14 protein-coding genes are annotated in these 12,946 nt (G+C 35.8%); 4 read left to right on the forward strand and 10 right to left on the reverse strand.

Annotated elements, in window-relative coordinates:
• Positions 1-165 precede the first annotated feature (165 nt).
• The 7 genes from AC3HD6_RS18345 to AC3HD6_RS18375 all read right to left on the reverse strand — a co-directional run bounded on the left by AC3HD6_RS18345 (position 166) and on the right by AC3HD6_RS18375 (position 6,880).
• The gene (locus tag AC3HD6_RS18345) at positions 166-1,815 is read right to left on the reverse strand and encodes a DNA repair protein RecN (RefSeq protein WP_488897649.1); all 1,650 of its coding nucleotides are present in this window, start codon (positions 1,813-1,815) and stop codon (positions 166-168) included.
• Between the two features lie 96 nt (positions 1,816-1,911).
• Positions 1,912-2,445: an SMI1/KNR4 family protein gene (locus tag AC3HD6_RS18350; protein ID WP_488897650.1), complete on the reverse strand. Its 534-nt coding sequence runs from the start codon at positions 2,443-2,445 to the stop codon at positions 1,912-1,914.
• Entirely contained in the window at positions 2,433-3,338 is a 906-nt protein-coding gene (porD, locus tag AC3HD6_RS18355) for a type IX secretion system protein PorD (RefSeq protein WP_488897651.1), read from the reverse strand. Before porD ends, AC3HD6_RS18350 begins: the two co-directional genes overlap by 13 nt.
• A 119-nt stretch (positions 3,339-3,457) precedes the next feature.
• Complete coding sequence (gene coaBC, locus AC3HD6_RS18360; RefSeq protein ID WP_488897652.1) at positions 3,458-4,663, reverse strand: bifunctional phosphopantothenoylcysteine decarboxylase/phosphopantothenate--cysteine ligase CoaBC; 1,206 nt, start codon at positions 4,661-4,663, stop codon at positions 3,458-3,460.
• Positions 4,664-4,785: 122 nt separating this feature from the next.
• Positions 4,786-5,109 (reverse strand): DNA-directed RNA polymerase subunit omega, encoded by a 324-nt coding sequence (locus AC3HD6_RS18365; protein WP_034681463.1) that lies wholly within the window; start codon positions 5,107-5,109, stop codon positions 4,786-4,788.
• Between the two features lie 42 nt (positions 5,110-5,151).
• Positions 5,152-6,147 (reverse strand): outer membrane protein assembly factor BamD, encoded by a 996-nt coding sequence (locus AC3HD6_RS18370; RefSeq protein WP_488897653.1) that lies wholly within the window; start codon positions 6,145-6,147, stop codon positions 5,152-5,154.
• A gap of 103 nt (positions 6,148-6,250) precedes the next feature.
• Positions 6,251-6,880 (reverse strand): TetR/AcrR family transcriptional regulator, encoded by a 630-nt coding sequence (locus tag AC3HD6_RS18375; RefSeq protein WP_066693165.1) that lies wholly within the window; start codon positions 6,878-6,880, stop codon positions 6,251-6,253.
• A gap of 96 nt (positions 6,881-6,976) precedes the next feature.
• Here AC3HD6_RS18375 and AC3HD6_RS18380 point away from each other — a divergent pair, with 96 nt between their 5' ends.
• The 4 genes from AC3HD6_RS18380 (at position 6,977) to AC3HD6_RS18395 (ending at position 9,661) form a co-directional block, all read left to right on the forward strand.
• Positions 6,977-7,603: a TatD family hydrolase gene (locus AC3HD6_RS18380; RefSeq protein ID WP_488897654.1), complete on the forward strand. Its 627-nt coding sequence runs from the start codon at positions 6,977-6,979 to the stop codon at positions 7,601-7,603.
• Positions 7,596-8,321, forward strand: coding sequence for a tRNA threonylcarbamoyladenosine dehydratase (locus AC3HD6_RS18385; protein WP_488897655.1), 726 nt, complete (start codon positions 7,596-7,598; stop codon positions 8,319-8,321). Before AC3HD6_RS18380 ends, AC3HD6_RS18385 begins: the two co-directional genes overlap by 8 nt.
• Positions 8,321-8,692: a ribonuclease P protein component gene (gene rnpA, locus AC3HD6_RS18390; RefSeq protein ID WP_488897656.1), complete on the forward strand. Its 372-nt coding sequence runs from the start codon at positions 8,321-8,323 to the stop codon at positions 8,690-8,692. The genes AC3HD6_RS18385 and rnpA overlap by 1 nt, the downstream gene beginning before the upstream one ends.
• A 363-nt stretch (positions 8,693-9,055) precedes the next feature.
• Entirely contained in the window at positions 9,056-9,661 is a 606-nt protein-coding gene (locus AC3HD6_RS18395; protein WP_488897657.1) for a DUF4126 domain-containing protein, read from the forward strand.
• Between the two features lie 46 nt (positions 9,662-9,707).
• Here the strand turns inward: AC3HD6_RS18395 and AC3HD6_RS18400 are convergent, their stop codons facing one another.
• The 3 genes from AC3HD6_RS18400 to AC3HD6_RS18410 are packed head-to-tail and all read right to left on the reverse strand — an operon-like array spanning position 9,708 to position 12,937.
• The gene (locus tag AC3HD6_RS18400; protein WP_488897658.1) at positions 9,708-11,684 is read right to left on the reverse strand and encodes a DUF8458 domain-containing protein; all 1,977 of its coding nucleotides are present in this window, start codon (positions 11,682-11,684) and stop codon (positions 9,708-9,710) included.
• Position 11,685: 1 nt separating this feature from the next.
• The gene (gene lptE, locus AC3HD6_RS18405; protein ID WP_488897659.1) at positions 11,686-12,240 is read right to left on the reverse strand and encodes an LPS assembly lipoprotein LptE; all 555 of its coding nucleotides are present in this window, start codon (positions 12,238-12,240) and stop codon (positions 11,686-11,688) included.
• Complete coding sequence (locus tag AC3HD6_RS18410) at positions 12,230-12,937, reverse strand: hypothetical protein (RefSeq protein WP_068939025.1); 708 nt, start codon at positions 12,935-12,937, stop codon at positions 12,230-12,232. The genes lptE and AC3HD6_RS18410 overlap by 11 nt, the downstream gene beginning before the upstream one ends.
• Positions 12,938-12,946: the final 9 nt, after the last annotated feature.

Below are 12,946 nucleotides of genomic sequence, written 5' to 3' on the forward strand. Positions count from 1 at the left end.
ACCTGGAAAATTTGTAATCAGATCACAAAAAAATATGAGTTTGTAAAGCTTATAGAGACTGCCTTTTGAGGCAGTCTTTTTTGTTACCCTTTTTCTACGGTCAACTATTCCGAAAACTTTTATAATATATTTCTATTAACAATCAGTCTAAAAGCATTACGTTTCTTAACCAATAAGTTCTTTCGCCTGAGCAAGGGCAGCTTCTGTAATTTTGCTTCCTGAAAGCAACTGAGCTATTTCATTAAGTTTTTCATCATCACTTAATGGAATAATGGTAGATTGAGTTTTCCCGGCAACATCTTGTTTTACCACTTTATAGTTATCATTTCCTTTAGCTGCAACTTGTGCAAGGTGGGAAATGACAATCAGCTGCATATCTTCAGACATCTCGCGCATAAGGTTTCCGATTTCTTCGGCTACTTTTCCTGAAACTCCGGTATCAATTTCATCTAAAATCAATGTTGGCAATTCATCACTTTCTGCAATGATCTTTTTTACGGCCAGCATTACCCTTGATCTTTCACCACCGGAAATAGCCGTTTGAATTGGCTTTAAAGGAAATCCTGAATTAGCCTGGAATAAAAGCTGGATATTTTCTTTTCCAAATAGATTAAATTTCCCGCTGTCCTCTAATTCTATATCCACTCTCGCTTTTTCAAGACCTAGTTTTTTAAGAAGTCCTTCTGCTTTTTTAATGAAAACAGGGATATTCTTTTTTCTGTTTTTGGATAGTTTTTCTGCAAGAATCTGAAGTGACTTTTCTTTTTCAATAATATTTTCTTCAGTTTCAATGATTTGCGCTTCCAATTCTGAGGCACCTTTCTGATCTCCAGCCAGGGCATTTCTGATCTCAATCAGCTCAGTAAGATCCGAAACATTATGTTTCAGAAATAAAGCATTGATTTTATTATTCAGTTCGGTAAGAACGATCAGATTTTCCGGATTGGTCTCCAATTTTTCGGCCTCATGCTCCAACTCGGAAATAATATCTTTCAACTCTACAAATGAAGTTTCAAGCCTTTGATCCAGTTCTGCAAAATTCGTTGAAAGACCTGCAATTCTGGAAAGCTTAGCTTTGGCTTCATTAAAAAATGAAAGAATTCCAATTTCCTCCTGATGAAATCTTGAGAGGATCTGACCTACATTTTCTGAGATCATCCCTGCATTTTCCTGAATAGATAACTGATTCTGAATATCTTCATAATCTACATCATCCAGTTTTAATTCTTCAAGTTCGTTGAGCAGGAAATCTTTATAATCACTTTCTTTATTAGCTTCTGAAAGCTCAGTCTTAAGCTTTCTAAGCAATGTTTTCAGATTCTGGAATGTTGAAAACTCCAGTTGATAATCTTCAATCATTTTTTTATTCTCCGAAAGTCCGTCTATAATTTTAAACTGATATTCTGAGGTAAAAAGATTAGAGGTTTCAAATTGCGAGTGGATGTCTATTAATTGTGAAGAAAGTTCTTTCAGTACATCCAAAGTTACGGGAACATCATTGATAAATGCCCTGGATTTTCCAGATGGCAATATTTCTCTTCTGATGATGGTTTGCAACTCATAATCCAGATCGTTTTCAATGAAGAATTTCTTGAATTGATTGTTCATTGCAAACTCAGTTTCTACCACACTTTTTTCTTCTGCTTTTGAAATGGATTTTACATCTGCTCTTTCTCCCAGGATAAGACGCAGTGCACCCAAAATAATGGATTTTCCTGCTCCGGTTTCTCCGGTAATTACCTGAAGACCGTTATTCAATGATACTTCAAGAGTATCAATCAGGGCAAAATTTTTAATGTAAATTCTTGAAAGCATGGATAATCCGCGTTTTTATCAAAGATTAATATTGATTGTAAAAATAAGTTTTTTTAGCGAAAACAGAAACGACAGATCAAGATTAAATAGGCTGACCTACGCTTTTGAAATGTCTGTAAGCAGTTCATAAAAGCTTTGATGTTGATATTCAAAAGAATCTTCATCTTCATGATCCCAGCGGACAATGGCATTATTGTTATGGGTATCAAAGCACAACAATCCCCAGTCACTATATATTGCAAAGGGAATATATCCCTTGTCAAAAAGAAATTCTCTTGGATAGGTTTCAAACATCATTTCACGGAGAGAAGCTCTCCATGAGCTAACAGGAAGTGAACAAAAAGATACTTCTGAGATCTGAAGTTCGTAGAAATGTTTATGTTTTAGGAATATTTTAAAATCTTCAGGAAAGGTAAAACCGGTTTCTGCTTCAAATTCATGAAGTTCAGCATCTGTAATTGTACCTATAACGGGAAGCCAGAATTTCCATTCTTCGTCAGGCTGATTCGGGGCAAGCATTTTATCCTCGATATCTCCAGGAAGCTGATTGAGTTTATTTTCAATCCAAAAATTAAGCGTTCGGTCTATAATTTCTTCAATTTTCCTTTCTTCATATTTTAGTTCTTCCATTTATTCCACTTGTTATCAATGTTTTTAGGAGAAAGAACAATCATTGTTTGTTTCAGGTCATTAAGAACAAGTCCGCCATTAGTTCCCGAATTGAAAACATTGAAGATCTCATCACTCTTTGTATCCATGAAAAGATTGAAATAAAAGCCCTGTTGGAATGTATTTTCATACATCTTAAGCTGCATCAGAGCATCAAAAATCACTTTTTTAGCCGGGGTCTGATCCTGGTTAAAAAGATTATCCATTCCTGACCTGTGATAGGTATACATAGTAGATCTCAACTGGCTCCAGTTGGGATTCATAATTTCATTAATTAGTATTGTACGGCTTCTCGGTTCGTTGATCGTATTCCAGCCGTCATAGTTCCTGTTTTGAGAGTTTTGAGCAATCTGCTGTGCTTTTGTAAACCATGGAGTTCCTCCCATAGACTGGAAGCTATCTGCATCATACCCCAAAATAAGATAAATATAGTAACTGATAACATCCGTAAGATTTTTTCCGGAAAACTGTCTCTCGTTGAAAATAAGGTTTTCATTTTCAATATATTCAAAGCTGAATCTCTGATCCTGAAGGTTCAATAAAGGAGACTCATACGTGGTATTATATACCGGACGTACCGCCTGAACAACAATAGCTCCTTTGAATTTATTGACATCTCTCTCTGAAATCACAATGGAAAAACCACATTTGATCTTTTCAAAATTCTGTAATTTCTTCCCTGTCCAGCTGGTATTATTGATAAAGTCTCTCAGGCTTTTTTCCAACGCTTTAAAAGCCTGCTGGTTACTACCTCCTATCTGCTGGGAATTGACCTGAACGGTTGCCAGCAACTCCTGGGAAAAACCAAGATTACAGATGCATAACAGAAAAAATAAACTGATAATTTTTTTCATATGGAGATACTTATTTTTTTAATGTGAAATGTAATCGTTCCATTTTCATAGATCCCTGTCTTTGTAAATTCTGACGATTTCATTGTCTATTAAAAATTGAGAACGGAAATTTATTAAAATTATTTTAAAAGCTGAGATTCCACAAAATTGAGAATATCTTTTGCCACTTCCCCTTTCGACTTCAGGTCAAATTCTCTTTTTTCTGTTTTGGTGAAGATCTTAATTTTATTGGTATCGTTTTTAAAGCCTGCCCCTTCATCCCGAAGAGAGTTCAACACGATCATGTCGAGATTTTTCTTCTCCAGCTTTCCTTTGGCATTCTCTTCTTCATTTTGGGTTTCCAAAGCAAATCCTACCAGAAACTGGTGGGTTTTCTTTTCTCCCATCGTTTTAAGAATATCAGGATTTTTCACCAACTCGATTGTAAGGTTTTCATCATTTTTTTTGATCTTTTCCTTAGCAACATCTTTGGGAGCATAATCGGCCACAGCTGCACTTGCAATCCCAATATCTATTTTATCATAGAATTCAAATACCTTCGCCAGCATTTCTTTTGCAGAAGTTACTTTATGCAGCTCTATACTTTTATCAGTAAGGGTTTGAGAAGTTGGGCCTGAGATCAGAATAACTTTTGCTCCTCTCTCTGAAGCTTCTTCGGCCAAAGAAAAGCCCATTTTTCCTGAGGAATGATTTCCTATAAATCTTACCGGATCAATAGCCTCATAAGTAGGTCCCGCCGTAATTAAAACCGTCTTTCCTTCCAGGCTTCTTTCAATAGTATGATCTGCAAAATAATTTTCAATGGTACTGAGTATTGTTGCTGGTTCAGCCATTCTTCCCTGCCCGATCAAACCACTCGCCAGCTCTCCACTTTCAGCAGGGATAATAACGTGTCCATAGCTTTCGGCCAGTTCGATATTTCTTTTTGTAGAAGGGTGCGCATACATATCCAAATCCATTGCGGGAGCAATAAATACCGGACATTTTGCTGACATATAGGTTGCAATCACAAGATTATCACATATTCCGTGGATCATTTTAGACAAAGTATTGGCTGTACAGGGAGCAATAAGCATTACATCTGCCCATAAAGCAAGTTCCACATGGCTATTCCAGGTCCCGTTATGATCATAAAAATCAGAATAAACTGGTTTCTTCGATAGTGTAGCCAAGCTTAATTTGGTTACAAAATGTTCTGCATCTGGGGTCATAATCACCTGTACGTCGGCTCCTTGCTTTACAAAATCTCTGATCAGAAAGTGAACTTTATAGGCTGCAATTCCTCCAGAAACGGCAATAAGGATCTTTTTACCGGAAACACTCATTTAGCTTTAATTTTTTTGAAATACTAAAATACTTATTTTTTCCCACAATCAGGGTTTAAAACAGCAAAGGTCATAAAAGAACTTAATTCCTTTATGACCTTTGTTTATAAAAAGACAGATGATTACTTTCTTTCTTCTGTTTTTCTAAAATATACGTCTTCATTTAACCACTCTTCAATAGCAATTGAAGTTGGTTTTGGAAGTTTTTCGTAATGCTTAGAGATCTCAATCTGCTCTCTGTTTTCGAAAACTTCTTCTAATGTAGAATTGTGAACAGCAAACTCATCCAATTTATTGTGAAGTTCCGTACGGATCTCCGCATTGATTTGCTCTGCTCTCTTTCCCATGATAACAATAGCTTCGTAGATTGAACCTACTTTATCTTCAATCTTATCTTTGTCGTAAGTAATAGTATTTACTTCTGCTTTTGTATCTTTTACACTCATTTTGAGAAAATTATTTTTATTTTAAGATGGCAAATTTACGAATTATCTTTTAATTTTGAAAGTCGCTGCAGGTGGAGGGGTCTGAAGTGCCGCACTATCCCTCTGCATCTGCTTTGCCTGCTTTTCGTTGCTAATCTGATCTTTAACTTGCTGTTCTGTTTTATCCTGATTGGCAAGCTTTTCAGCCTCTTTCTTTTGTCTAGCCGTTAAAGCTGCAATTCTTGCTTCGGTTTCTTTTTTCACCCCTACAAAATGAGCTTTCTCTTTTTCCAATTTTTCTCTCAGATCAGATGCTGTTTTAGAGTATTCGGTATTTGGAAGTTCTTTTTCAACCATTTTAACGTAGGTTAAAGCACTTTCAATACGCTCGTCTTTAAGGTTATAAACAGACTTCATTGCCAATTCATATCGTGATTTCATGATATAATCATAAATTTTCGAACGAAGTTTTGTACTTGGGAAATCTTCCAATACGTTTTCCAATGCAACATTAGCTGCTTTGTACTCACCCATTTTAAAGTATTGTCTTCCGTTTTCATAAGCTTTGAATTCAAGCTTATAAGTTAGTTCGTCAATAAGTTGGCTAATATTCTTTGATCTTTCTGAATTCGGATAGTTGTTCAGGAAGTCCTGAAGCTCATTCACTGCCAATTCTGTACTAGATTGATCCAAGTTGTAATCCATAGATCCTTCATAGTAACATAATGCAGACATATAAGCTGCTTCTTCGGCTCTTGGATCTTTTGGGAAGTTTACTGCAAAGTTTTTAAACTGATGCCCTGCCAGTTTATAACTTTTATCATAGTAGTTGGCATAAGCTGTATTGAAACCTACGTTAGGAAAATCATCCGTTCCTGCTACAAGGTTTGCAAGTCTGTCATAAAGAGCCAATGCATTTTTCCACTTTTTCTTAGCGAAGTTTTCATTGGCAGCTTTTAAGATAAAATCTTTATCAGCACTCTTCATTGCTCTTTCTTGCTGGCTAACACATGATGCCATCACTGCTACAGCAAAAAGACCTAAAATATATTTTTTCATATAAAAAATTCAACAGTTTTCGGATTATACAGCCGATTTACTAATTTGCAAAAATATAACTTTTTTGTCAATAGATTTTTTTTTATGAATATTTAACGTAATTTTAGTCTGCAGCGTATCCTAAAATTGCAAAAACACTTAATAAAAGATTCATTCTCACTTTCTTCTCAGCCTCTTTTGCGTAGGCTTCTTCATTTTTACTTGGTACGTAAAGTTCATAAAAGTTTTTATTCCGGATCACGAATAAGGTAGAACCAATAATCATGGTAAGGATATCTTCCGGCTTGGGGGTAAAAGTAAATACACCTGAGGCTACCCCTTTTTTGATCACTTCATCCAGTTTCTTCACAAACAGCTGGTAAAAATCCAACAATTCATCTTTTAAATTCTCTGTATGACGGAGTTCTTGGGTAACAAACCCATGAAAGTAATTATATTTGAATAGCTGCGAAACAATATATTTTATCATTTCCCGCATTTGCATTTCCGGTTTTCCTTCTTTGATGGTATCTGCAAATTCTGAAAAGTTTTCCCTCGTCTTTAATACTCTATATTGATAAAGATAAGACATCATTTTCTCCTTGGAACCGAAGTAATAGGAGATCATAGCGACGTTGATATTAGCTTTGGAGCAAATATCTCTTACAGAAGTTCCTTCGTACCCTTTCTTTGCAATTAATTCTTCTGCAATGTCTAGTATGTGGATCTGTTTTTCAGTAAATTTTTTTTTCATAAAGTGCACTTTGAGTAAAGTTAAGAAATTTTTAACACATTTATAAACGATCGTTTAATAATTTTATATTAATTACAAATAGTGGTATTTTTGACTATGGAATTTTTTGATTTTCATCATCATAAAAAATACATCAAAGACGGAATTTACAATTTGGATATTGGGCAGATTCCGCCAGACTCCCCGTATTCAATAGGAATACATCCCAATGATATCGATCGTGATAATATAGATCGTCAGTTGAACTGGATGAAAAGTATGATGTTTCAGAACTGTTTTGCTATAGGAGAATGCGGTCTGGATTCTTTGGTCCCAATTGATCAAAAAATACAGGAGGAAGTTTTTTTAAGACAGATTCATATTTCTAATGAAGTAAAAAAACCTGTGATTATTCACTGTGTCAGAAAATTTTACGAGGTAATTTCCTTTAAAAAAAAGGCGGAACAGCCCATGATTATTCATGGTTTTAATAAAAAACGAAAAGTTGCAGAAGATCTTCTGGCTAATAATTTTTATCTGAGTTTTGGAAAAGCTGTTTTGTATAATTTATCTTTGCAGGATATTTTAAAAAACACTCCCTTAGATCAATTCTTTCTAGAAACTGACAATGAAGATTTTAAGATCGAAGAATTGTACTTTAAGGTTTCAGAAATAAAGGAAATTTCTTTGGAAGACCTCAACGAACAAATTTTAGAAAATTTACACACAATAAGAAATGGATAAATACTGGCTGGAAAGAACGGAACTTTTGGTGAAGGAAGAAGGATTAGAAAAGCTGATTAAAGCAAACGTTCTGGTAGTAGGACTGGGCGGAGTAGGTTCTTTTGCAGCAGAATTCCTGGCAAGAGCAGGTGTTGGAAGTATGACCATTGTAGATGGTGATACTGTAGATATTACTAATGTTAACAGACAGCTCCCTGCCTTACGATCCACTGTTGGAAAACATAAGGTAGAAGTTGTTGCTGAAAGACTTCTAGATATTAATCCTGACCTTAAATTGACGAAAATCAATGAATTCCTGAATCCTGAAAGAATGGAGGAAGTAATGGATTCGGCACCTTTTGATTATGTATTGGATTGCATCGATAGTGTAACTCCAAAATTAAGCTTAATTATTGCTGCTAAAAGAAAAAAGATAAAGGTGATAAGCTCAATGGGAGCCGGCGGAAAGACTGATCCTAGTAAAGTATTGGTAAGAGACATCAGCAAAACAGAGCATTGCCATCTTGCAAGACAGATAAGAAAAAGACTGAGAAAAGTAAAAATCGACAAGGGTGTGCGTTGCGTTTTTGCCAATGATATTCAGGACGAAGAAAGCCTGAAAATGACGGACGGAACGAATTATAAAAGATCTTTTTATGGAACCATCAGCTTTATGCCTGCCATTTTTGGGCTTTATGCTGCTGCTGAAGTAATTAATCATTTACTGAAACAAGATTAATGCAGAAATCCAACTATCCAAGAGCGGAAAAGCTCAAAAAAAATACTGAAATCAGTTTACTTTTTGAAAAAGGTAAATGGAGAACTTCCGGAAACCTGAGGATCATTATTCTGAAAGACAAACCCGCTTTCCCTATTGAAAGTGGGAAATTGGGTGTTTCTGTTTCTAAAAGATACTTTAAGAGAGCTGTTCACAGAAACCGTATCAAAAGATTGCTTAGAGAGTGTTATCGATTAAATAAAGATTTATTTAAAGAGGCTTTTGGAGAAAAAACTATGGCTATGTTGTTTTGGGTTTCTTCTGAAATGCCTCCAAAATTTCAGGATGTTGAAGCACAATTCATCAAGCTTTGTGAGGCTCAGAAAAAATAATTTTTGATAGAGGAAATAACTAATGAGTGATCACATTTGATCCTGCTGAAGTTTTCTCTCACAGATCATGCTGATTATGCTGATTTTTTATTCTTTTTCCAGGGATTGATACAGATCAACTATAAAATATCCTTTAACATCGGCGAAAATTTATAGTTAACTCTCACAGATTTTATTTTTTCATATGCTGTATATTTTTCCCACAGATGGCACAGATTACACAGATGATTGTGTATATTAAGCTTGCATAAGTTTATGTTTTACTTTTTTCATTTGCCTCTAAATCACGTAACTCGTAACCCGAATTCCAAATCTCGCATACTTTTTGTAGTTTTATAGGAAACAATAAATCTGAAAATTAATATGTTGGATCAAGTTCCCTATCTTTCGTATGTCATCAGTGCCTTCATCGGCATTGGACTCTCTGCTGCTACAGGCTTCAGAGTGTTTCTTCCCTTATTTGCCGTAAGCCTTGCTTCGTATTTTCACTGGATTCCTACGAATGAAAGTTTTGAGTGGCTGGCGGGTCTGCCTGCACTTATCACTACAGGAATAGCAACAATTGTTGAGATCCTTGCCTATTATATTCCCTTTGTAGATCATTTGCTGGATACTATTTCTGTTCCGCTGGCCACCATAGCGGGTTCTGTTTTATTTGCCAGCCAGTTTGCTGATCTGGGAACATTTCCGCAATGGGCATTGGCTTTAATCGCTGGTGGAGGAACGGCTGCTACCATAAGTTCCGGTTTTGCAGGAATACGGGCTGCTTCTACTGCGACCACAGGAGGACTGGGAAATTCTGTAGTAGGCACTACGGAAACAGCAGGAGCTGGTATCATGACTGTGCTTGCCATGGTGGCTCCCATTATTGCAGCTGTTGTAGCAATTATTTTATTGGTCCTGGTAATTGTATACGGCCGAAAAGCATGGCGGAAACTTCGGGGTAAAAAAGCACCTTCAACTGAATAAAAAATAAAAGGTACAGTCTCTTTAAGCTGTACCTTTTTATATTTTTTTAGTTTTTACTTCTAAAATCTTTGATCTCTTTAATCCTGGTTTCGAAATATTCTTTCTTTTTCGGATGCTTTTTAATCAATATATCAAATGCTTTAATCGCTTTAGAATATAACTTTTGTTCGAAATAAAGATTGGCCAATGTTTCAGTCATCAGATGGGAAATATCATCATTCTTTTCTTTGACAACGTAAGTGCTTTCCTCTTTCAACTGACTGATCCTAGGATTATTTTCAATAAAAGCTTCGATAGCTTTTTCTTTGATCTCTTCTTTTTCTTTTTCAACCTCTACTGGCCTGTCTATTTTCAGCCAGCTCTGCCACGTATTGATAAATCCCGGGACGTTGCTGTTGATTGAAGACTGAGGAATACTTTCTACTGCCGATTCCTTCTTTGGCTCTTCTTTTACAGGTTCTTCTGTATCTCTTTTCCCTTCTCCGACTTTCAAGCTCGAAATGTCTGTTCCAAAGAATGAAACATTCATTACCGGAACTTCTTCTTTCTGAAGATCTGCCGCAGGAACTTCCTGTATTTCTTCAGTATTTTCAGGTTCTTTATCTTCTACAGCATTCTCTTCTGTAGGGATTTCTACTATTATTTCAGGTTCTTTAGCAACCTCTATCTTTTCAACTTCTTTTTCAGCCGCAGGTATTTGTGTTGCTACAGGAATACTTATCACAGAAGCAGGAGCTTCTACTGGCTTATTAATTAATGAATCAGGCACGTTGGATTCAAGGCTCATAGGCTTCCAAGCCGTTTGAACTTCAGTAACAATTTCTTCTGAAACTTCTTCTATAGTTTCAACCTCTGTTTCTGTATGCTCTATTCTTTCTTCCTGTATGGATTCTTCGTTGACTTCTTGTTTTTCAGGATTTTCTTCTGTTGACCAGAAATGGAAACTTTGAGTCTCCGCAAAGCTTATTTCATGATCTTCAACAAGTTCCGGCTCTGCTTGTTCTTCTTGCAGAGCAGGTTTGGTTTCCTTCATTTTTTTCTCTACTTCCTCAATCAGACGTCTCATTTCCTCCTCATGCTTATTCACATTGAGTACAGGAACCTCAACAGTTTCCGATGCCTCTTCATTGTTAGCCTGAATTTTAACCTCTGGTAAGAATGCTTCTGTTCCATGGAAGCTTAATTCGGCTTCAGGTTGCTCAATTTCAGAAACAGGGATTTCTTCAACAGCAACCGCTTCAGCATCTTCTACAGGAACTTCAGCAATATCTGGTTCAACAGAGGTTTCCGGCAGCAAGGAATCAGTTTCTTCAAAGCTTAGGTTTTCTTCTTCCTCAACTTTTTCTTCCACAGATTCTGAAGCTATCTGATCTTCATTAATTACTGTTTCAGGTGTAAAGTTTTCTCCAGCGGCTTCTTCTATTTCCCCTTGTATTTTTTCTTCAGCTTGAAGAGCCTCTGTAGTTTCCGGTTCAGATTTTTGGGTAACCAGAATTCCAGATTCTAAGGTAGATTCAAGATCAATCTTTTCCGGATTTTCTTCATTCAGGAAATTCTCTTCACCTTCAAACAGGATTCTGTTCCGCTCTCCATTTACATAGAGATGTTTAACTTCTTGCGTTGTCGGCAATATGCAGGTTTCTTTTTCTTCTGCTTCGTTCCTTTCGGGAACAGGAGTTGTTTCTTCTCTTTTTATCGGGAAACCCTTAACGTTATAATTGTATTTAACGGGCTTTTCAGCTTCTATTACAGATGCCTTATTTTCGATTTCTTCCTGTTTTACTTCCTGCTGAATTTTCCCATTTATCAGTTGATAAAGAATTTTCTTATCAGTGGTATAAGCCGCTGTTATAGAAAGCTCTTTCTGATAGTTTTCTTTTTCATACAGGTGTACTCCATACAGATGAAGCGCCCTGATATTCTGAATATAGGGAAATGCATGAATCTCTTCCTTCAGAAGTCCAAGGTCTTCTGACTGAATATTTTTCGGATTTTTTATTAATTCTAAAACTCTGGGATTCATCTTACCAATTCGCTACAATGTCGTTAAAAATCTTATTAATAATTCTTTCTGTCACAATCTTCACCTGAGAGTTTTCGATCTCATTCTGTGATAAGTTACTGTTGAAAGCAGCTTCATCCGTATAGGTTCTGTCAAAACTAGAATCTGGGTGTATTTTATTTTCATAATGCACCTTTACTGTAATTGTAAGTTTAGTCTGAGCCTGTTGTACCACTCCTCCAGATGGGTTTGACTGTGTATTGGAGCTGATCGTTGTAGAGCCAAAAGCATAGTCTGTAATTTCACCTTCTATCAGAATATCAGGATTTGATTTTGTTCCTTTCAGAGTAGTTCTCTGTAAAAATCTGTTCTGAATATCTGTTGAAAACTGCTGTGACAATGCCGGATTTACAAGAGTTGCGTTGTTTGGGAACTCGTTGATCTGAACGGTTTTTTCGTCCGTAAGAGATGATCCGGTAAAGCTGTAGCATGAATTCAACACTCCTCCCAGCAAAGCAAAGAGTACCATCATTAATAATGGTTGTTTCAGACTGATATTTTTAATTTTAAAATTCATTTTTAGATCCAATTTCAGTGATTTCGTCATGCTCAATTTGTTGAATAGCATCTTCATAAGCAAAATAATTAGCAGTATATACAAATGGAAGGGTAAGAAAAATTCCAATCCCACATGCAAGAACTCCAATCTGAGCTAAAAGTCCTACAACGAATGAAAAAAGAAGAATCGCTATAAGATTTCCCTGAGTCATTACTCTTGAAATATTCCATGCTGTTTTTAAGTCTTTAATTCCTTTAAGGCTGATTAAAGGGACCATATAGAATGCTTTTAAAACAAAATAGTAGATTGCTACCATAATGAAAACGACATAAGGAATTACAAAAATCATGGCAAGCGGACCCGCATCTTCTCCATTATTAGACAACGCTCCTGTTAAAGCCAATACAATAACCAATGGAATATAAATGATTAAAACACCCCCAAAAACAATTAACTGCAGTATAAAGTAAGGCATGAAATCTTTAAAATCAAAAATATCTCCAGGACTTGCAGGCTGGTTTCTATTAATTTTTTGCAGATATTTATACAGGTTACCCATTGCCAACAATCCACAAAAAGGAATAATCGACATGATAAAGCATACTAAAAATGCGATAAAAATGTTTCCAAAATCTTTCTTTAGAAGTTCAAAACCTTTGTTAATATATTCTCCGAATTTAAAGTTGATCGGCTTAGGGGCTAAATTTACATTCATGACTTATTG

The sequence above is a fragment of the Chryseobacterium sp. II3a genome (assembly GCF_057815135.1).

Excerpts from the sequence above, each read along its gene's own strand:
- AC3HD6_RS18345 (WP_488897649.1), bottom strand. The coding sequence starts at position 1,815 with ATGCTTTCAAGAATTTACATTAAAAATTTTGCCCTGATTGATACTCTT.
- AC3HD6_RS18350 (WP_488897650.1), bottom strand. The coding sequence starts at position 2,445 with ATGGAAGAACTAAAATATGAAGAAAGGAAAATTGAAGAAATTATAGAC.
- porD (WP_488897651.1), bottom strand. The coding sequence starts at position 3,338 with ATGAAAAAAATTATCAGTTTATTTTTTCTGTTATGCATCTGTAATCTT.
- coaBC (WP_488897652.1), bottom strand. The coding sequence starts at position 4,663 with ATGAGTGTTTCCGGTAAAAAGATCCTTATTGCCGTTTCTGGAGGAATT.
- AC3HD6_RS18365 (WP_034681463.1), bottom strand. The coding sequence starts at position 5,109 with ATGAGTGTAAAAGATACAAAAGCAGAAGTAAATACTATTACTTACGAC.
- AC3HD6_RS18370 (WP_488897653.1), bottom strand. The coding sequence starts at position 6,147 with ATGAAAAAATATATTTTAGGTCTTTTTGCTGTAGCAGTGATGGCATCA.
- AC3HD6_RS18375 (WP_066693165.1), bottom strand. The coding sequence starts at position 6,880 with ATGAAAAAAAAATTTACTGAAAAACAGATCCACATACTAGACATTGCA.
- AC3HD6_RS18380 (WP_488897654.1), top strand. The coding sequence starts at position 6,977 with ATGGAATTTTTTGATTTTCATCATCATAAAAAATACATCAAAGACGGA.
- AC3HD6_RS18385 (WP_488897655.1), top strand. The coding sequence starts at position 7,596 with ATGGATAAATACTGGCTGGAAAGAACGGAACTTTTGGTGAAGGAAGAA.
- rnpA (WP_488897656.1), top strand. The coding sequence starts at position 8,321 with ATGCAGAAATCCAACTATCCAAGAGCGGAAAAGCTCAAAAAAAATACT.
- AC3HD6_RS18395 (WP_488897657.1), top strand. The coding sequence starts at position 9,056 with ATGTTGGATCAAGTTCCCTATCTTTCGTATGTCATCAGTGCCTTCATC.
- AC3HD6_RS18400 (WP_488897658.1), bottom strand. The coding sequence starts at position 11,684 with ATGAATCCCAGAGTTTTAGAATTAATAAAAAATCCGAAAAATATTCAG.
- lptE (WP_488897659.1), bottom strand. The coding sequence starts at position 12,240 with ATGAATTTTAAAATTAAAAATATCAGTCTGAAACAACCATTATTAATG.
- AC3HD6_RS18410 (WP_068939025.1), bottom strand. The coding sequence starts at position 12,937 with ATGAATGTAAATTTAGCCCCTAAGCCGATCAACTTTAAATTCGGAGAA.